This window comes from Brevibacterium sp. ZH18, assembly GCF_022748595.1.
In the GTDB taxonomy this organism is placed as follows: Bacteria; Actinomycetota; Actinomycetes; order Actinomycetales; family Brevibacteriaceae; genus Brevibacterium.
This window is the reverse complement of the sequence record NZ_JALDSX010000005.1, coordinates 116,884-135,998: the sequence shown is the minus strand read 5'-3', so window position 1 is coordinate 135,998 and position 19,115 is coordinate 116,884. Positions and strand designations below refer to the sequence as shown.

At 62.6% G+C, this 19,115-nt stretch carries 21 protein-coding genes; 5 read left to right on the top strand and 16 right to left on the bottom strand.

The annotated features are described in order from the left end of the window. Positions 1–78 precede the first annotated feature (78 nt). Positions 79–543: an Hsp20/alpha crystallin family protein gene (locus MPN20_RS03690; RefSeq protein ID WP_242779649.1), complete on the bottom strand. Its 465-nt coding sequence runs from the start codon at positions 541–543 to the stop codon at positions 79–81. An 83-nt stretch (positions 544–626) separates the two neighbouring features. Here MPN20_RS03690 and MPN20_RS03685 point away from each other — a divergent pair, with 83 nt between their 5' ends. Continuing rightward, positions 627–1,559: an AEC family transporter gene (locus MPN20_RS03685; RefSeq protein WP_242779647.1), complete on the top strand. Its 933-nt coding sequence runs from the start codon at positions 627–629 to the stop codon at positions 1,557–1,559. A 121-nt stretch (positions 1,560–1,680) separates the two neighbouring features. Here MPN20_RS03685 and MPN20_RS03680 read toward each other — a convergent pair whose 3' ends face one another. Next, positions 1,681–2,193 carry a ferritin gene (locus MPN20_RS03680; RefSeq protein ID WP_242779645.1) on the bottom strand — a complete coding sequence of 171 codons (513 nt, stop codon included), beginning with the start codon at positions 2,191–2,193 and terminating at the stop codon, positions 1,681–1,683. A gap of 205 nt (positions 2,194–2,398) precedes the next feature. Here MPN20_RS03680 and MPN20_RS03675 point away from each other — a divergent pair, with 205 nt between their 5' ends. After that, the gene (locus MPN20_RS03675; protein ID WP_242779643.1) at positions 2,399–2,680 is read left to right on the top strand and encodes a 4a-hydroxytetrahydrobiopterin dehydratase; all 282 of its coding nucleotides are present in this window, start codon (positions 2,399–2,401) and stop codon (positions 2,678–2,680) included. A 49-nt stretch (positions 2,681–2,729) separates the two neighbouring features. On the opposite strand, the gene MPN20_RS03670 is transcribed toward MPN20_RS03675, so the two are convergent. The 4 genes from MPN20_RS03670 to MPN20_RS03655 all read right to left on the bottom strand — a co-directional run bounded on the left by MPN20_RS03670 (position 2,730) and on the right by MPN20_RS03655 (position 6,969). After that, on the bottom strand, positions 2,730–4,163 hold the full coding sequence (locus tag MPN20_RS03670) for an amidase family protein (RefSeq protein ID WP_242779641.1): 1,434 nt from the start codon (positions 4,161–4,163) through the stop codon (positions 2,730–2,732). A 4-nt stretch (positions 4,164–4,167) separates the two neighbouring features. After that, entirely contained in the window at positions 4,168–5,400 is a 1,233-nt protein-coding gene (locus tag MPN20_RS03665; protein ID WP_242779639.1) for an amidohydrolase, read from the bottom strand. A gap of 77 nt (positions 5,401–5,477) precedes the next feature. Next, positions 5,478–6,212, bottom strand: coding sequence for a hypothetical protein (locus MPN20_RS03660; RefSeq protein WP_242779637.1), 735 nt, complete (start codon positions 6,210–6,212; stop codon positions 5,478–5,480). Between the two features lie 10 nt (positions 6,213–6,222). Continuing rightward, positions 6,223–6,969: a DUF5058 family protein gene (locus MPN20_RS03655; RefSeq protein ID WP_242779635.1), complete on the bottom strand. Its 747-nt coding sequence runs from the start codon at positions 6,967–6,969 to the stop codon at positions 6,223–6,225. Positions 6,970–7,332: 363 nt separating this feature from the next. Between MPN20_RS03655 and MPN20_RS03650 the strand changes: the two genes are divergently transcribed. Next, positions 7,333–7,896, top strand: coding sequence for a maleylpyruvate isomerase N-terminal domain-containing protein (locus tag MPN20_RS03650; protein WP_242779633.1), 564 nt, complete (start codon positions 7,333–7,335; stop codon positions 7,894–7,896). A gap of 537 nt (positions 7,897–8,433) precedes the next feature. On the opposite strand, the gene MPN20_RS03645 is transcribed toward MPN20_RS03650, so the two are convergent. From MPN20_RS03645 to MPN20_RS03605, 9 genes are all read right to left on the bottom strand, one after another. Then, positions 8,434–8,853, bottom strand: a complete 420-nt coding sequence (locus MPN20_RS03645; protein WP_347566792.1) for a transglycosylase family protein — start codon at positions 8,851–8,853, stop codon at positions 8,434–8,436. Between the two features lie 156 nt (positions 8,854–9,009). Next, positions 9,010–11,388 carry an excinuclease ABC subunit UvrA gene (locus tag MPN20_RS03640; RefSeq protein WP_242779631.1) on the bottom strand — a complete coding sequence of 793 codons (2,379 nt, stop codon included), beginning with the start codon at positions 11,386–11,388 and terminating at the stop codon, positions 9,010–9,012. Between the two features lie 6 nt (positions 11,389–11,394). Beyond that, the gene (locus MPN20_RS03635) at positions 11,395–11,814 is read right to left on the bottom strand and encodes a VOC family protein (protein ID WP_242779629.1); all 420 of its coding nucleotides are present in this window, start codon (positions 11,812–11,814) and stop codon (positions 11,395–11,397) included. Beyond that, positions 11,759–12,262: a helix-turn-helix transcriptional regulator gene (locus tag MPN20_RS03630; RefSeq protein WP_242779627.1), complete on the bottom strand. Its 504-nt coding sequence runs from the start codon at positions 12,260–12,262 to the stop codon at positions 11,759–11,761. Before MPN20_RS03630 ends, MPN20_RS03635 begins: the two co-directional genes overlap by 56 nt. Further along, positions 12,259–13,842, bottom strand: a complete 1,584-nt coding sequence (locus MPN20_RS03625) for an APC family permease (RefSeq protein ID WP_242779625.1) — start codon at positions 13,840–13,842, stop codon at positions 12,259–12,261. Before MPN20_RS03625 ends, MPN20_RS03630 begins: the two co-directional genes overlap by 4 nt. Before the next feature lie 30 nt (positions 13,843–13,872). Next, the gene (locus MPN20_RS03620; RefSeq protein ID WP_242779623.1) at positions 13,873–15,225 is read right to left on the bottom strand and encodes an NAD(P)/FAD-dependent oxidoreductase; all 1,353 of its coding nucleotides are present in this window, start codon (positions 15,223–15,225) and stop codon (positions 13,873–13,875) included. A 124-nt stretch (positions 15,226–15,349) separates the two neighbouring features. Further along, a complete protein-coding gene (locus MPN20_RS03615; RefSeq protein WP_242779622.1) occupies positions 15,350–15,553 on the bottom strand; it encodes a hypothetical protein in 204 nt (67 codons plus the stop codon). A gap of 43 nt (positions 15,554–15,596) precedes the next feature. After that, entirely contained in the window at positions 15,597–16,430 is an 834-nt protein-coding gene (locus MPN20_RS03610) for a septal ring lytic transglycosylase RlpA family protein (protein WP_242779620.1), read from the bottom strand. Positions 16,431–16,639: 209 nt separating this feature from the next. Then, complete coding sequence (locus tag MPN20_RS03605) at positions 16,640–16,993, bottom strand: hypothetical protein (RefSeq protein ID WP_242779618.1); 354 nt, start codon at positions 16,991–16,993, stop codon at positions 16,640–16,642. Positions 16,994–17,048: 55 nt separating this feature from the next. On the opposite strand from MPN20_RS03605, the gene MPN20_RS03600 reads away from it, so the two are divergent. Continuing rightward, entirely contained in the window at positions 17,049–17,804 is a 756-nt protein-coding gene (locus MPN20_RS03600) for a glycerophosphodiester phosphodiesterase family protein (RefSeq protein WP_242779616.1), read from the top strand. A 51-nt stretch (positions 17,805–17,855) separates the two neighbouring features. Further along, positions 17,856–18,197 carry an RNA polymerase-binding protein RbpA gene (locus MPN20_RS03595; RefSeq protein ID WP_242779614.1) on the top strand — a complete coding sequence of 114 codons (342 nt, stop codon included), beginning with the start codon at positions 17,856–17,858 and terminating at the stop codon, positions 18,195–18,197. A 93-nt stretch (positions 18,198–18,290) separates the two neighbouring features. On the opposite strand, the gene MPN20_RS03590 is transcribed toward MPN20_RS03595, so the two are convergent. Then, positions 18,291–19,106 (bottom strand): polyprenol monophosphomannose synthase, encoded by an 816-nt coding sequence (locus MPN20_RS03590; RefSeq protein WP_242779612.1) that lies wholly within the window; start codon positions 19,104–19,106, stop codon positions 18,291–18,293. Positions 19,107–19,115 lie beyond the last annotated feature (9 nt).

The following is a 19,115-nucleotide window of genomic DNA, read 5'->3' as shown; positions in this document are numbered from 1 at the left end:
GGTGCGGCCCGCTCGTCATGGTGTCATCATCCTCCGGCAAAGACCACTAGGTGCCCGATGCCTGAGGACCCGGCACGATCAGATCTCGGTGGAATCCTCGTTCGCTGCGGGAGAGGATTCGACGACCTCGGTGGCCACCGTGGGGGAGGTATGCGACACGCTGATCTTGCGCGGACGTGCCTCCTCGGCGACAGGAATCGTCAGCGACAGCACGCCGTCCTGGTAGTTGGCCTGGATCCGGTCGAGGGAGACCCGATTGCCCAGAGTCAGCTGGCGGGCGTAGGTGCCGGTCGTGCGTTCGCGAGTCAGCCACTTGACGTCCTTATCAGCCACTTCGGACTGACGCTGGGCGCGGACGGTCAGAGTCCGGTCCTCGACGTCGACATCGATGCTCGAAGGATCGACCCCCGGCATATCGATACGGGCGATGAAGACCTCTCCGTCGCGGTAGAGGTCCATGGGAAGCGATGTCGAATTGGGTGTGCGGGTCACTTCCGAGAAGAATCGATCGAGGTCGCGGATCGGGTCAAAACGTGTAGCCATGAGCTTCCTTTCGTTGAGGTCGTTACATTGAGTCAAACACACTCAACTTTGAAATCATTCCTAACTCATGAAATTCTCAGCCTGTGAGTCTCGTTCCGGTCCTCCTCGCGCTCGTCCCCGTTGCCGCACTGATCCTCTTAGGCACCGGCCTCAGGCGACTCCCGGGCTTCACCAGTCCCGACTTCTGGTCGGGAGCCGAGAAGCTCGCGTACTACTGCCTGCTGCCAGTGCTGCTGTTCTCCAACGTCGCCGAGGTCAGTGTGGCCCATGTGCCCCTCGGACGACTTGCTCTGGCCCTCGTGGCCCCCACCGTGATCGTGTCGCTCATCATCATCGCGGCCCGTCGAATCGTGGCTCGCGACCTCCCGTCGTTCACCTCGGTGCTCCAGGGTGGGATCCGTTTCAACACCTATATCGGTCTGTCGCTGTCGGTCAGTCTCTTCGGCGCCGAGGGCGGGGCACTCGCCGCGATCGTCGCCGCCGTCCTCGTCCCCACCGTGAACATCATCTCGAGCCTCGGCTTCGAGTTCCTCCGCACCGGGCCCAGCTCCCTGGCCGCCATCGTCCGCACAGTCGCGACGAACCCATTGGTCCTCGGCTGCGCTACCGGGGGAGTCTTCAACCTCACCGGCGCCCCGATGCCCGAGGTCGTGGACTCGGTTCTCTCGCCCCTGGCAGCAGCGGCCCTGCCCATCGGTCTCATCTGTGTGGGCGCTGGTCTACGCCCCGTCTCGATCCGCGACCATGCTGGGGCCATGGCGACCTCAAGCGTCCTCAAACTTCTCGTCCTGCCGGGACTGACGATTCTGGCCCTCGTCCTGTTCGACGTGCCTCGCACAGCGGCCATGGTCGCACTGATCTTCCAGGCACTGGCAACGGCGAGTTCCGGTTACGTCATGGCCCGTCAGCTCGGTGGCAACTCCGACCTCATCGCTGCCCTCATCGCAGTGCAGACCCTCCTCATGCTGCTCACACTTCCCCTGGTCCTGCTCATCGGACAGACCGTCCTCGGCTGAGGAGCCGTCGTGGGCTTGCGATGACGATAGAAGTGAATGATGACGACAGAAGTGAATGCAGTGAGCGGCCGGACCCCAGAAGGGATCCGGCCGCTCACAGCTGTGTCTCACATCCAGGCGATCATTCGCCCGCAGTGATATCCGGGTGGCGAGCACCGAGCTCGGAATCGATGCTCAGCAGGCCCGAGCCGCTGTCACCGACGTGCTCGAGGCGACCGATGATCTCGGAGATCGTCGATTCCTCTTCGACCTGCTCGTCGATGAACCAGTGCAGCAGCGGCAGAACGTCGAGGTCGCCCTCGGTCTGCGCGGTGCGGTAGAGGTTGCGGATCGACTCGGAGACCTTCTCCTCATGAGTGAGTGCAGCCTTGAAGTAGTCGATCGGGGAAGAACCCGACACCTTCGGAGCGGCGATGTCGCCGATCTGAGGAGAGAAGCCACGATCGAGGCTGTGCTGGATGAACTTGGCAGCATGGACCTGCTCCTCCTCGGACTGTGCGCGCATCCAGCGCGTCATGCCGGGCAGGTCGAGATCGTCGAGCTGAATGGACAGTTGCAGGTAGACCATCGACGCTTCGAGCTCGAGGGTGACCTGCTCGCCGAGGACCTTCTGCATAGCGGGGCTCAAGTGCATATGTATCTCCTTTGCGAATCGAGGCGGAGAAGTTCCGCCTTCATGGTGTACAGCTTGGCACCTTTTCTAGAACGGTTCCAGTGTGGGAAGGCTCGGCAAACAATGCTGAGGCATGCCACACCTACGCCCGCGCCCACCGGACTCGGTGCGAATGCCGATGGGCTGGCCATAGACACTCACCCGGTCACGGTGCCAAGCTGGTGGCATGCAGGAACGAATTGACGCACTCACCCAGTGGCAGAGGGCCGACGACGCACTTCACGCACGATTCCTCACCGGATCGTTCGTGGCCGGAGTGGCCTTCATCAACGGAATCGCCGACGCAGCAGAGGCCGCGGGTCATCATCCGGATGTCGATCTGCGGTATCCGCACGTCGACATCACGCTGACGACCCACGACGCTGGATCGATCACCGACAAGGACATCGCGATGGCCGAGGAGATCTCGACCATCGCGGAGGCTCAGGGCATCGACGCCGAATCCTGAGCGCAGAATCCTCCTCTGCCCAAGACACCTCAGATCTGCCCAAGGGCTCTCAGAGTGCCGGATGGCGCTTGTGGAACTCCGTTTCAGCTTCGAATGCGTGGGCGACCCGCAAGAGGGACACGTCGGCACCAGGCTTGGCCACAAGCTGGATTCCAACCGGCAGGCCCGAGGCTGAGAAGCCGGCAGGCACGGAAATCGCCGGGCACCCTGTGGCCGAGATCAGGCACAGCGCCCGCATCCAGTCGAGATAGCTTTCGAGGTGGACGCCGTTGATCTCGCTCGGATACTCGATGGACGCGTCGAACGGCAGCACCTGACACGTCGTCAGCGCCAGCACATCATGGTCGCCGAAGAATCTCTCGACCTCACCGTAGAGGCGACCGCGGGCACGATCGGCAGACACCACCTCGGTGCCGGTGAGACCCAGACCCATCTCGATGTTCCAAACCACGGAGTCCTTGATCTGGTCGGGGTGCTCCTCGAGCAGCGGACCCCATGACTGGACGAAGTCGAGGGCGCGACGGACGTTGAAGACCTCATCAGCATCGCCGAGGTCGGGGATCGTGTCGTCAACACCGGCTCCCAGCTCTGTGAACACGTTCACCGAACCTGCGACGATGTCGCGCACCTCGGTCTCGACCGGCAGCAGGCCGTCGAGGTCAGGACTGAACCCGACGCGCAGGCCGCGCAGATCGGGGGAGTAGTCCACAGCGAGCTCGAACTCCGGCAGGTCGAAGACAGTGCCCGGCTCGGAGATCGAGCGAGGCCCGCCCGGAGCCGGACCCGATGCCGCGCTCATCAGCAGGGCCACGTCGGCAACCGTGCGGGCCATGAAGCCACTCTGAGCCAACCATGCGAACGGATTGCCCGGCAGCGTGTGCGGGATCCGACCGTTCGAGGGCCGGAATCCGACGACGTTGTTGAACGAGGCCGGTGAGCGCAGCGATCCGCCCATGTCCGAACCGTCACCGGAGGCCTGGATTCCCGCCGCGAGGACAGCGCCGACACCGCCCGATGACCCCGACGCAGACTTCGACGTGTCATAGGGATTGACCGTGGTGCCGAAGACCGGGTTGAACGTATGCGACCCGGCGGCGAACTCCGGAACATTCGTCTTGCCCGTCGTGTTGATCCCCGCCTTCTTGAGACGGGAGATGATGAGAGCATCCGTGTCCGGAACCCGATCGGCCATGATGGGCGAACCCCAGGTCGTGCGCATACCAGCAGTATCGTGGGTGTCCTTGTGGGTCATCGGCACACCGTGCAACGGGCCGACGACCTCTCCACGCGCCAGCGCCTCGTCGGCTGCCGCCGCCCGGGACATGGACGTCTCATCGTCGCGCGTCACGACCGCGTTGATGGCCGGATTGATCGCATCGATACGGTCGAGATGATCTTGCAGCGCCTCACGGGCCGAGACCTGCTTCGACGCAATGCGAGCCGCGAGCTCACGGGTGGACAGCCAACGCAGTTCGTCGCTCATCCTCTCACTTCCCGACTTTGCTCAGGAGAGCGCTGAGGCCGGCACGGATTCCGGTCTCAAGCGTGGTCTCGACATCGTCGGGGGCGAAGAACGGCGAGTGGTTGCCTGCCGGCGCTTCGTCTCCGGAGAACTTCGCGGGGGAGTAGCCACCGAAGAACCAGTACACGTAGGGGACGTCGATGTCATCGCCGAATGCACCGAAGTCCTCACTGCCTGTGACTGGTCCTTCGAGGTGGACCTGGTCCTCGCCCAGTTCGTCGCCGACCGCGCTGAGGAAACCGTCGGTCAGGTCCGGATCGTTGTAGCAGCGAGGGAAGCGGTACATCTCCTCGATGACCGGCTCCGGCGCACCTGAGCCCAACGCCTCGGCAAGGATGATGCGTTCGACGCGCTGGAGCACGACTGCACGGACCTCCTCGTTGAAGGTGCGGATGTTGAGCTTGAACTCCGCGGAGTCCGGAATGATGTTCTCCTTCAGCCCGCCGTGGAAGGTGCCGACGGTGACGACAGCCATGTCCCGTCCGGAGATCTCACGCGAGACCACGCTCTGGAGCCGAGTGATCATGTAGGCACCGAGCACGATCGGGTCGATAGCGCTCTCCGGCTGGGAGCCATGTGCCTGCTTGCCCTTGACGGTGACCCTGAGGCAGTCGGACATCGCCATCGCAGTGCCCTTGGCCGTGTAGATGTGGCCGGCCTTGCCGGGCCACACGTGCTGGCCGTAGATCGCCTCCGGCTTGACGATCGAATCCCAGATTCCGTCGTCGAGCATCGCCCGCGCACCCTCGCCTGTCTCCTCGCCGGGCTGGAAGATCATCACCACGGTGCCCGACCACTGATCGCGGTGCTCGACCAGGATGCGCGCGAGGTAGAGACCGACGGTGATGTGCGTGTCGTGGCCGCAGCCGTGCATCACCTTCGTGGTCGCACCATCGGGCAGAGTGCCCTCGGCGACCGAAGCGTAATCCAGACCGGTGTCCTCGACGATCGGCAGGCCGTCGATGTCCGCCCGATAGCCGACGACGGGTCCGTCGCCGTTCTCGATCACGGCGACCACGCCGGTACCGCCGAAGATGCTCGTCGTCAGGCCGAGGCCTTCGAGCTTCGCGCGGATCGTTGCCGAGGTCTGTGTCTCCTGCATGGACAGTTCGGGGGAGCGGTGGAACTCCTTGTAGTCTGCGACCGCCTCGGCGAGGTGGGCCGAAACTGCGTCCCGGAACGATGTGTTGAGCGACATGGTGTCCTTTCTTAGGGGTTGTTCTCGATGGTCTCAGGTCAACGAGGCAATAGCATCAGTTGAACGAGACAATGGCATCAGTTGATGCCGACATTGTCGCCGCCTTCTGTAGCCTTCAGGTCTGTCACCTTCTTGTTGCGGGTGAACCATGTGATTGCGATCGTCAGAATGACGACGATGGCGACGTCACCGGAAGACAGGACGGGAACGAGCGGGATGAGCACGAGGATGACGAGCGCCGCGATCCCGAGTGCGATGAGCGTCGACTTGATCTGCTTGAGAGAGACGATGAGCTGGACCGTGACGCCGCCGAGGATGGCCGGGAGGATGTAAAGCTTCGCCACGAGGGTGACCGGCTCAGGGATGATCGTGACCAGCCACGTTCCGAGGATGCCGACGAAGAGCACCATCGAGAAGACGTGGATCAGGGCCGCACCGCAGATGGCCATCGTCGCAGCGTATCCGCCCTTCTGGGTGCCCGGCTTCACTCCGAGCGTGTCCTGCGCGACGATGGCCGAAGGCAGCAGCTTGTTCGAGATGTTGCCGATGAGGAACGCCTGGTACATGCCTGCCGGACCGAGGATCGGGAAGTAGGTCAGCGGCTCGACGATGTAGAACACGCCGTAGACCGCGAAGACCGCAAGGAATCCCTTGAGGATCTCTCCGAAGTTCACATTCGCATGTGCGACGAAGAGGAGGTAAAAGGGCACCGAGGTGGCGATGAGGAATCCGATGAACAGCGTGATCGAACCCCACTTGGTAGTGGTGCGTTCGAACGCCTCATGCGAGGGCGAGGTGATGATGTTCGACATGATGATCTCCTCAGGCTTCCGGGATGCCGAGGCCGGCATAGTGGGCGAAGTAGGATGCGATGAGTGCCACGACCAGGGAGATTCCCAGGCCCCATTCCTTCAGCCACGGCATCTTCAAGGCGTGGGCGAGGAAGAGGCAGATCCCCATCACCGCTGCGGAGACGAGGATGGCGATGACGTGGGTCGGTGACTTCGGGAGCTCGCGGAAGGTCAGTGCGGCGAATGCCGCGAGCAGCGCTGCTCCCGGAATGATCGACATCAGTGCCGGATTCACCTTTTCCAGCTTATGCGAACTGCGTTTGAAGACCGGCGTCAGGATCAGCGTGGAGATCATCCAGCCGGCGCCTGAGAGACTCATAGCCATCAGGGCCACGATGAAGACGCCGCGGGTGAATGTGTCGTCACCGAGGCTGGCTCCCATCGTGCCGGCGGCGATCGATGCGGAGGCGACCTCGGTGGCCGCCGATCCGATGAGACCGACCCGGACGACGACCGGGGGAGTGCCGAACAGCGGAAGCAGGGCGATCGCTACGAGCACGACGGACAGTGATGGTCCGATGGCCGCAACACCGCCGGCACGAAATGCCGTCCTGACTTCCTGTTGCGTCATCCCTGCAGATTCGGCGTTCTTCTTGACTGCGGTCATGTAGATCAGTGATTGAATCACGACGACGCCCATGACGGCCATTGCCAGGATCCAGAGGACGGGGGCATTTGCGAGCCCGATGTAGTCGGCCGATTCACTTGCCAGCACCATAGCTGCGCTCCTCACTTCATTGTTGGAGACTTCGGTTTCGACATCGTTCGAGATATTCGAGATATTCGAGGTTTCAGGTCGAAAATGGACCACGCAAGGCAGAACACTCCAGTGTGAACCACATCACGTATCTCAGTAACATACCCTGCTCGACACCCATGCGGGCAGCTGTTCGGGCAGTCTTCCCATCTGGCGAGAAGAGACTTGTCAATGCTGGGCATGAGCCGAATCGATGGGTATCGTCTTGTGGTGAGCAGCTCGCATCTGGGAGCAGCCCGACAGCGTGTGCAGTGTGTGCAGTGTGTGCACTGAGGCTGGCGTGAAGTGCATGCAGTGTGGACCAGACAGAGAAGAGACACGACGGTGATTGACCAGGACGTCGCAAACAATCTTGACCGAGCCGAGGCCTGCTGGGTCGCAGCTCTCGAGCGGGTGGACGCCGCGAACATCGACCTGCCCAGCGGCTGTGAGTCCTGGACGAACCGGGAGTTGGTCAATCATCTCATCGGCGGGGGACTGCGCTACGCGAAACTGCTCGCACAGAAGCCATCCGAAGAGGTCGAGGCTACGCGAGGCCAGAACCACCTCGGCGAGGATCTCGTGGAATCGTTCTGGGCGCATGAACGAGCGTTCAGGCAGGTTGCAGGGGAGTGCGACTTGGATCAGAGCGTCCCGCATCGCATCGGCTCGATGCCCGGTACTCAGCTCGTGCGGATGCGAATTCTCGAACTTGCGCTCCACGCGGCAGACCTGTCTGTCGGGACGGGCACACCGTGGCCGATCGACGACGATCTCGCGGAATACATGACCACCGACCTATCCGAACTCATCGTCGAACTCGGAGCGCCAGGTGGATATCGTCCGCCGACGAAGCGAGAGTCGTCTGGGTCACATGCCGAACGCGTGCTGGCAATCTCTGGCAGGTAGGCAAGCAATCTCTGGCCGGCAGGCAAGCAGTCTCTGGCCGGTAGGCAACACCGAGAGCCACGGGACTTGCTGAGTGGTCAGAGAATCGGCATGAAGCCCATGAAACCAGAGGATCGACATGCGGCTGGCATGCGGTTAGGGAATCGACACTCGATCAGAGAATCGACCCCAGCAGCTCGTTCTCATGGAACCGGGGAGGCACCTTCGTGAGTTTACTTAACATAATGTATATTATCGGCGTTATACCCACTGGCCTGGAAGTGGGGCTGTCGACGGCTGTATAGACAACACTGCAGGCATCATTACGGCATCACGGCCACGGCGAATTGGGCCACGGTGAATTCACTGGCACATGATCTGCCTGCAACGGTGCGTGACACAGAACGATGCGTGAATCCACCGACGGCCGCAGACAACGTGCAAGACGTCTGCGGCCGTCGGGGCGTATATCGCATGTGCAGGTGTTCGGTCACCGACGACATCTCGTCAGCGACGATCTGTCTGGTATCGGGCCGTCATACCTGTGAAGGTTCCGGCTCAGCTACCGCCGAGGCCGACCTTGCCGGAATCTCCGCTGTCGCTTCCGCCGCCGTCATCGGCAGCGCCGTTGCTCTTGGTCAGGCCTGCCTTCTTGCCGCAGGTCGGCCATGCGCCTGGACCCTGCTTCTTGAGGACCTTCTGAGCGATGCGGATCTGTTCCTTCTTGCTGTGATCGTCCGCGGTGCCCTTTCCGCCGAATCCGTTCCACGTCTGCTTCGAGAACTGGAGTCCGCCGTAGTAGCCGTTTCCGGTGTTGATGTGCCAATCACCGCCGGATTCGCATTCGGCGACCTTGTCCCAGACGCCTCCTGACGCGGCCTGCGCCGGTGCGCTCATTCCTGTCATTCCGCCGGCGACGATCGCGCCCGCTCCGACGACGAGGGCGGCCTTGCGGAGGCTGGTGCTAACGAGGTTCACTGTTGTCATCTCCGTACTTCGACTGCAGTTGGATCTCACAGCCCAATCGTTATCGGGCCGTTACACACCGTAACGAAGATGAGTCCTCATGTGAACCTCAATCCAGTGCAGAGCTATCCGAATCGCCTCACAGAAGTCACAACGCGAACTGAGTGTCTATCTGTTCACATACGCTGCCAGGTACTGAGCAGTCAGCGACGGATTCGGTCCTGCAGCCGTGTCCACCAGGGCCGACGGTGTGCCTTCGAACACCACGAGTCCCCCGTCATGTCCGGCGCCCGGTCCCAGGTCGATGATCCAATCGGCGTGGGCCATGACTGCCTGATGATGCTCGATGACGATGACGGAACGCCCGGAGTCGACGAGGCCGTCGAGGACCTCCAGCAGATTCTCCACATCGGCCAGGTGCAGTCCCGTCGTCGGTTCGTCGAGAATGATCACCTGCGCCGCGTCCGCCGCTTTGGCCGACAGATGAGTTGCCAGCTTCAGCCGTTGGCGCTCACCACCAGACAGCGTCGTCAACGGTTGGCCCAGGCTCAGGTAGCCAAGCCCCACCTCGGCGAGATGACCGAGGATCCGGCCCACAGCCGGCAGCCTCGACTCCCCCGCCGCAAAATACTCGACCGCAGCAGCCACCGGCAGATCGAGAACTTCCCGAATGTTCTTCCCGCCCAAGGTGTATTCGAGAACCTCAGCCTGGAAGCCCTTGCCCTCGCACGCATCGCATGGCGCCGACATTCCCGCCATCATCGGAAGATCCGAATAGATGACCCCGGCCCCATTGCACACAGGGCACGCTCCTTCGGAGTTCGCACTGAACAGCGCCGCCTTGACCCCATTGGCCTTGGCGAAGGCCTTGCGCACCGGCTCGAGCAGGCCGGTATAGGTGGCGGGGTTGCTGCGTCGTGAGCCCTTGATGGCAGCTTGGTCTATCATCACCACACCGTCACGACCGGCCAACGATCCTTCGATGAGCGTGCTCTTGCCCGAACCCGCGACTCCGGTGACCACTGTGAGCATGCCCAAGGGCACATCAACATCGATGGTGCGCAGATTGTGGGAGTCCGCTCCCCTGATCTCCAGGGCGCCGCTCCCCTGCCTGGTCGATGATTTGAGGTCAGCGGTATAGCTCAGATGCCTTCCGGTCAACGTGTCACTGGCTCTCAGCCCGGCGAGGTCACCGGTGAAGCAGATCTCCCCGCCAGAGGTGCCGGCGCCAGGACCCAGATCGACGACGTGATCGGCGATCGCAATGGTCTCAGGCTTGTGTTCGACCACAAGCACAGTGTTGCCTTTGTCTCGCAGCGCCAGCAGCAGCGAATTCATCGCTTGGATGTCGTGCGGGTGGAGACCGATCGTGGGTTCGTCGAACACATAGGTGACATCGGTCAGGGCAGAGCCCAGGTGACGCACGAGTTTGATCCGCTGCGCCTCTCCCCCGGACAGCGACCCGGCACTGCGGTCAAGTGACAGATAACCCAGACCGATGGCCACGAAGGCCCTCACATCGTCGGTCAGCGACTCGACGAGTGGGTCTGCACCCGAGCCTTCGATCTGATCGAGCCATGCCTGGAGGTCGGAGATCTGCATCGCGGCTACCTCGGCGATGGACTTGCCTGCCAGCAGCGACCCGCGGGCGGCCGCGTTCAACCGGGTTCCGTCGCACTCGGGACACCGCGCATAGACGACTGCACGATCGACGAACTCTCTCACGTGCTTCTGCATCGAGCTGCGGTCCTTCGACAGGAAGGACCGTCGGATCCGTGGGATGAGCCCGTCGAAGGTCATATTCGTCCCGTTGACGACGATCTTCTCGCCCTCGGCATACAGAAGAGTGTGCTGCTCCTTCGCGGAGTAGTCGCCGATGGCTTTGTCCGGGTCGAAGTAGCCGGATTCGGAGAAGAAGCGCACGTTCCACCCACCGGGTTTGTATCCGGGGATCGTGATCGCACCGTCGTTGAGAGACTTCGACTCATCAACCACCTCGGCGATGGCGATGTCCGTGGCCGTGCCCATGCCCTCACAATGAGGGCACATGCCGCCGTTGACGGAGAAGCTGCGGGCCTCGACCTCCTTCGAGTCGCCTCGGTCGATCGTCACAGCACCCTTGCCGCTGATCGTGGCAACGTTGAATGAGTACGCGTTCGGCGAACCCAGATTGGGCTCGGCGAGGCGAGCATAGAGGTTTCGTAGCTTGGCATTGATGTCGCTGACCGTTCCGACGGTCGATCGCGGGTTGGCTCCTATCCGCTCCTGATCGACGATGATCGCCGTGGTCAGGCCCTGGAGCACATCGACGTCGGGACGGGCCATCGATGGCATGAACCCCTGGACGAAGGCACTGTAGGTCTCATTGATGAGACGTTGGGACTCGGCCGCGATCGTCGAGAACACGAGCGAACTCTTTCCCGAGCCGGAGACGCCGGTGAAGACCGTGAGGCGGCGTTTGGGAATGTCAACGGAGATGTCGCGCAGATTGTTCTCACGAGCTCCGCGGACGCGGATGACGTCGTGGTGCTCAGTGTTGTCCTCCACCGGCGATCAGGGACGCTGCTGGACGCGGATCGCGTTGCCGGCTGGGTCGCGCAGGGCGCAGTCGCGCAGTCCGTACGGCTGGTCCATCGGCTCTTGCACGATGTCAGCCCCCTTTGCCTCCACCTCGGCGAAGAACTCATCGACGTTCGGGGTGGCCAGCACGATAGCCGCGTAGCTGCCCTTGGCCATGAGCGATTCGATGACCTCACGTTCGCTCTCGCTCACGGTCGGATCGGTGATTGCCGGCGTCAGCACGATCGACGTGTCGGGCTGGCCCACGGGTCCCACCGTCAGCCACCGCATCTCGCCCTGTCCGACGTCGAGGCGGACCTCAAAGCCGAGGACGTCGCGGTAGAAGACCAACGAGGCCTCAGCATTGACATGCGGCAGAAAACTGGCGTTGATCGAGATATTCATGGACGTCATCTTGGTCCGGTCGGGGGCCGGGAACTTCTCGATTCCTGACCGGTCGCGAAGCGTTCCTGACCGGTCGCAGCGCGTTCTTGACGACGATGCTCGGCAGTTGGTGCTCACCGTGCGACGCCGCATCCCGGAAGGCTCGAGATGACATTCCCACCAGTTCGCTGAACCGGGTGCTGAACGTGCCCAAGGACGAGAAGCCGACGGTGAAGCAGATGTCGGTGATCGAGAGGTCAGCACGCCTGATGAGCGCCATGGCCCGTTCGATTCGCCGGGTCATGAGGTAGGAGTACGGCGATTCGCCGTAGGCGGCCTTGAACTGCCTGCTCAGGTGTCCGGAGGACATGTGCACCGAGGCGGCCAGATCGTCGAGGTTGAGCGGACGGTCGAACTCCCGGTCGATCCTGTCGCGAACCCGCCGCAGCGGCACCAGCGCTTCGGTCACCCGGCTCACTCCGTGTCAACGCCCTGTCGCAGGGACTCACCGCGGAAGAAGCCGGGATCTCGGATCGACTGGATGATCATGATGACGACACCGAGGAGGAGGACGCCGATGCCGAGGACGAAGACGAGCCCGATGCCGAAGACCGAGGAGCCCGAGCCGTAGGCAGGATCGAGCGAGTCGATGGCAGTGGTGACAAAGATGACGAGGAGTGTCACTCCCCCGACGAGTGGGAACAGGAACCGGAAGAAGAAGTTCCTCGGTCCCCGAAACAGCGAGTGACGGAAATACCAGATGCAGGCCAGCCCGGTGATCCCGTAGTAGAAGCAGACCATGAGGCCGAGTGCCGTGATCGTGTCCCACAGCGCATTCTCCGACAGCAGCCGCATGACCACGTAGAAGGCGATCGCGGCCCCCGCCGAGGTCACAGTGGCCACCGACGGGGACTTGTAGCGTGGTGAGATGTTGCCGTACTTCTTCGGCAGCGCACCGTAGTGGCCCATCGCCAGGATCGTTCGTGAAGGAGAGACCATCGTCGACTGCAACGACGCCAGGGAGCTCGACAGCACGGCGATCGAGACGAGCACCGCGAATGGCCCCATCACCGGGGTTGCCAGGGCCGCGAAGATGGACTCCTGGTTGTCAGGATTGCCGGCGCCCAGTCCGTCGGTGCCGATGCCGGCGAAGGAGATCACGGCAACGGTGCAGGCGATGTAGATGATGACGATCGCAATGATCGTGAGCATCGCGGCCCGTCCCGGGGTCTTCTCCGGATCCTTGGCCTCCTCGTTCATCGTGATGACCGTGTCCCAGCCCCAGAACAGGAAGATGGACAGGGACACGGCAGCGGCGACCGTCGAGAAGTCGCCGGCTTCGGCAGGGTTGAACCAGCCGAGCTCGACAGGAGTTGCATCGAACGCCGTCCCGTTGGCCACATGCACGAAGGACGCGATGACGAACCAGCCGAGGGCGAGAACCTGGAAGGCGACGAGCCAGACCTGGATCTTCTCCGTCGCTTCGACCCCGCGGAAGGAGACCCAGGCAGCGCCGGCGGTGAGCACGACGGTGACGGGAATGTTGATCCACAGCACACGGGTGAGGTCGGCGATGGCCGGGTCGCTGAAGACCTGGGCCAGGAGCAGGAAGAGGAAGTCCACCGCGACGGCGGCAAGGTTGGACAGCACGAGGACCGTCGCGGAGATCAGCCCCCATCCGCCCATCCATCCGAGCCAGGGCCCGAATGCCCGTGTCGCCCAGGTGAAAGTGGTGCCTGAATCGGGCATCGCCGTGTTGAGTTCGCGATATCCGAAGACGACGAGCAGCATCGGCACGAAGCCGACGAGCAGGATCGCCGGGGTGTGGACCCCGACCTGGGAGATCGTGGGTCCGAGTCCCGAGGTCAGTGTGTAGGCCGGCGCAATGCACGAGATGCCGATGATGGCTCCGCCGATGGCACCGATCTTGCCCGCGGACAGGCCTTTCGAGCTCAGACCGGATGAGGAAGCGTCAGCGCCTCCACCGGAGTGACTCGCAGCGTTCGCGGACGAGCCGTCTCCTGGAGGGCCTGCGGGTGGTGGAGTTGCCGATGTCATCAGCTCATCCTCTCAGAGTCAGCTTCAGCTTCAGCTCTTGAGGATCTTCGCGGCAGTATCCTGCCCGATCCTGATCGCACCGTCAACGTGCTGATATCCGTGGGCGGCGATGTCGGAACTTGCGAAGTGCATCGGCCCGACCGGCTCGTTCTGGACGGGACCCCACCGATGGAGCCCGCCGAGGTCGTAGCTCGTCGCGTATGCTCCCCTGGTCCATTCCTCGTCGCCGAAGTCGGAGAGGTAGAACACCGTGGGCTCCAGCGCCTTGGGTCCGAGGAACTCGGCGAGGGCTTCGACGATCGCCTGTTTCCTGGCGTCCTCGTCGAGGGCCCACATCTCGTCGGCCCTGATATCGGAGATGAATCCGACGAGTGTGCCCTGCTCCTCGCCGTGATTGGTGTTGTCGTAGACCTCCTGGACGAGGCGGTCGGCCCCGAACCCGGTTCCGCACAGTCCGTCCTCGCGCCAGAATGGCGTCGGGTAGGTGGCATGGACCTTGATCACCAGGCCCATCGACTGATGCTGGTGCGAGATCTGCTGCAGCCGGGGCAGGTGCGGGACGTAGCTGATGCGTGAGTACAGGTTGGGCGGGACGGCGATGATCGCGGACGAAGCATGGACGGTTACCGTGTCCGAATCGACGACGACAGCATCGTCGGTCCAATGGATCGTGCGCACAGGGCTGTCCAGACGCACGACTCCCTCACCGAGGTCAGCTGCCATCTGTTCGGAGACCGACTGCATTCCGCCGACCACGCGTCGATCGAGGATGAAATGATCGTCGACGAGGTTCGTGAACGACCCCGCCGAGGCGGCCATGAGGATCGCCTGCAGCGCCGAGAAGGTGGTGGCGGGCTTCGTCAGCATTCCCCCGGCGATGAACATGCCGATGTTCGCGCACGCGAGTTCGTCGTGGCACTGTTCGCGCAGCCAATGGTGGAATGAGATGGAGTCGAGCTCGGCTGCCTCGGAATCATCCCATGGTGCGACGGGCCCGATGCGGGCGGCGAGCTCGTCGAGGGTGTCGATGAGCCGCTGCATCTCGGCTTGGGTGCTCTCCGCCACCGGGAACATGTCACCGCTGTAGACCGTGCGGGTGCCATCGGGCGCGATGTAGACGCTGTCGCCCTCGCGATAACGCGGGTAGGTCTCTTTGCCCATCTCTTCAACCAGGGCCAGGAGTGCAGTCTGATCGGGCGAGATCCACTGCCCGCCGAGTTCGTACATCTGTCCGTCGATGTGGTTGGTCCAGGTCCGTCCGCCGACACGGTCGCGGGCCTCGAGCACGACGACTTCCTTGCCGGCAGCCTGCAGTGTCCGTGCCGCGCTCAGCCCGGAGGGGCCAGCTCCGATGATGACGACGTCACATGATCGATCTGACATTGCACTCTCCTCCGCAGGACCCGTTCCGAGGAGCCGGCAGGCATCCCCGATGGCATCAGACTATCCACGGTTGCGAACTCTGCCAAGGCCATCTCCGAAGTCCTCGGAACTTACCCGTGCGGAATCAGCGCCACGCACGGGCATCAACGGTGCTTCCGTCGACGATGGCTGTGATCCAGCCCCTGAAATCCGGACGGAAACCGTCGTTATCGTCGTTATCGTCGAAGTCGTCGATATCGTCGAAGTCGTCGTTATCGTCGATTCCGAGGCGATCGAGCCGAGGCAACTGAGCCGAGGCGACCGAGCAGTCGCCTCGGCGAACAGACACTGCGCACAGTTCAGCTCAATGGTCAGACATTACCGAGAGGCGGTCACTGAACTTCGTACTTGCCGTTGATCTGCCCGGCACCGATGCCGCCGACTGCTTCCATCGCACCCTTGGACAGGTCGATGCAGCGGGAGCCGTGGTATGGCCCGCGGTCATTGATCCGCACCGTTACCGACTTGCCGTTGGCCGTATTGGTGATCTTCACCTTCGTGCCAAACGGCAACGACTTGTGCGCCGCGGTCAGCTTGCTGGAGTCGAAGGTCTCACCGTTGGCAGTCTTGCGCCCGTTGAAGCCGTCTCCGCCACCGCCGTAGTAGGACATCGGGCACGATCCGGACTGTCCTGCAGATTTTCCGGACTTCGAGGGCCCGTCGTTCTCGTCAGCGCTTCCGCCCTTCGAACCGGAACCGCCGGTCGATGACTTCTTGCCTGAGGAGTCTTTCTTGCCCGCGTCATTCTTTCCCGAGTCGTTCTTGCCGGAATCCGTGCTCGGCGCGGTGGGGCTCGGCGCTTCGGTCTTCAGCTCGAGGGACATCTTCCCCGGCTTCTCCTTGGCCTGCTTCTTCGCTTTGTCGAGGAACTCATCCGGGCCCTGGGTCACATCGGACTGGATGACCACGGGTGACTCGGCGATGACCTGCTGTCCCCCACCGCCGGTGCTCGGCACCATGGCAAGGCTCGACGCGACCACGGCGGCTGTGGCTGCGGTGGGAACGATGAAGGCCGAGAGTACCGGACGGGTGCGCACTGCGGCGAGCACTCCCCCCGCGGTGTTCGTCGAACGCTCGGGAGAATGCCGACCCGACTTCTTCGGAGATTTGAATGCTGCGAAGAGAGAGCCCGTCGATTTGGTGCTCGGTGAAGAGTGTTTGCCCACAGTCAGTCCTCAAAGTACTTGATCAGAGTTCTCGACAACCAAGAGCACGCTGGAACGCAATTGTCCCGTCAGTGTCTCCAAGTTATCGGATCGTTACCTGAGGAGAGTCTAGTTAAGAAACTGTTACAAAAGCAATACGACGCGCTCATTGAGCGCGCCGCAGAGGTGAGAGACGAGTCACGAGGACTCGGATTCACTGAGCCTTCAGATCATTTGGACTTGTCGCCGGTGGACGTCTCGTCAGTGCTCTTACGCGTGACGAGCTTCCGCACGCCCTCGGCTCCCGAGGTGACAGTCTCCTGCGCCTTGTCGAAGGCCTGCTCGACCTTGCCGCTGCGCACTGCCTCGTCGATCCGGTGGGAGACATTGCCCAGGACCTTGTTCACGCTGGACTCCGCGGCCTCAATGAGACGGTGGCCGGACGTTGCCTCGCGAACGTTCTTCATGCTGCTGCTCGCCGAGTCATATGCCCGCGTTGCTGCGGAACGGGCCTTCTCACGAGGGGTCCGTCTGGTGGAATCGATGACAAAATCGGGTTCGATCGGTTCTTGTGTTCGGCTCATACCACCATAGTTGTCGACACCGCGGGCGAGGTCAACAGCAACATAGGATTGGACCATGAATTCTCAGGCAGAGATCATCGCCCACAGAGGCGGACTGTGGCCAGGTATGAGTGAGAACACTCTTGAAGCCTTCACCGCCGCACATCGTGCTGGAGTGACATGGATGGAGACCGACGTCCACGCCTCCGCCGACGGCGTCCTGTTCGCTGCCCACGATGCCGCGCTCGACCGGATCGCGGGCCGACCACAGAGAATCCGCGACCTGCGAGCCCGTGAACTCGATTCGATCGAGCTCACGGCCGGCGGCCGGCTGCCGCGTCTGACCACTCTCATCGAAGCACTCCCCGAGGCCAGATGGAATATCGACGTCAAAGCCGCGCACAGCATCGCGCCGATGGTCCGGACGGCGAGATCTCTCCATGTCGACCATCGCCTCCGACTGGCCTCTTTCTCGACCTCGACGCTGCAGACACTGCGCGAAGCGCTGCCTGGGGTCCGGACCTCCTTCGGAACCCTCGAGACAGCTCTCTTCGCCCTCGGATCCCTGCCCGGCCTGCCCGATCACGGTCCGGCGTCACTGCCAGCCGGTCTCGACGCACTCCAGGTGCCGATGTCATTCAAGAGCCTGCCCGTCGTGACCCGCGACTTCGTCGCCCGTGCGCATCGGGCGGGACTCGAAGTCCACGTCTGGACGATCAACGACTCAGCTTCGATGCGCATCCTGCTCGACCGAGGTGTCGACGCCATCGTCACCGACGACGTCATGCTCGGCCTCGCCCAGCTGGCACCGGGGAATAACCAGACCCGGTAGACTGTTCTTTCGTATCAGACGTCTGCAGTCGAGTCGGAAGGTGAGAGAGATATGAGCGAACGCAGTCTCCGCGGAACACAGTTGGGCTCACGCAGCCTGGAAACGGAAGAGGGCGTCGAGCCGGCACCTCGCCAGATGGTCGAATTCGAGTGCGAAGACGGCACCCGGTTCAAGGTTCCCTTCTCCATCGAGGCCGAAGTCCCCTCGACATGGGATTCCGGAATCCACGGCGTCGGAACCCGTGTCGGTGTCAACGAACCCGACGGCGAACCCGTCAAGCACGTGCGCTCCCACTGGGACATGCTGCTGGAGCGTCGCTCGTTCGACGAACTCCAGGTGCTCCTCGACGAACGCCTGGCGATTCGCCGCGGCGAGGTTCCCGCACAGAGCTGAGTCTCCCGGCGTACATCGCACGACAAGAAGGGGTGCAGGTCATCAGACCTGCACCCCTTCTTCGCACCCGCGTACTCAACGTGCCGCGTCGGGTCACTGGTGTGTCGCAGGAGCTCCGTTCCGATCGCCGTTGCTGCCGTTCACGTCTGTGGCCTTGCGCACAGCGATCCGGCCGAACAGCTCCCTGGCCTGCTTCGTGCGCCTGGCCAGGCCCCACCCGGCGACTTTCGTGAATGCCTCGGAGATGATCGACCCGCTCATCTTCGACTCCCCCAGCTCGCGTTCGACGAACACGATGGGAACTTCGGCAACGGCGAAGCCGGCTTCAACCGTGCGATAGGTCATGTCGATCTGGAAGCAGTAACCCTGAGACTGCACGTCGGAGAGATCGAGAGTCTCGAGAACCCGACGAGAATACGCGCGGTATCCGGCCGTGGCGTCTCTGACACCGAGCCCCATGACCGTGTTGACGTAGAGATTCGCTCCGCGGGAGAGGAGGAATCGAGATCTCGGCCAATCGACGATCGCACCACCGGGCACCCATCGGGACCCGATGACCAGGTCTGCATCGCCCGACTCTGCGACTTCGAGCAGCTGGCCGAGGTCGAGGGGACGATGGGAGCCGTCGGCGTCAAACTCACAGATGATCTCGTAGTCACGCTCGAGGGCCCATTCGAATCCGGCGAGATAGGCCATGCCCAGTCCGGACTTCTCACTCCGGTGCAGGACGTGCAGACGGGGATCTCCCTGCATCTGCTCGTCGACCCATTCACCGGTGCCGTCGGGCGAACCGTCGTCGACGACGAGTACGTCGACCTCGGGCTGATTCTCGAACAGCCCGGACAGTGTCACAGGCAGCGCGAGTCGTTCGTTATATGTCGGTATGACAACCAGAATCTTCGAAACCACGGCCTCCAC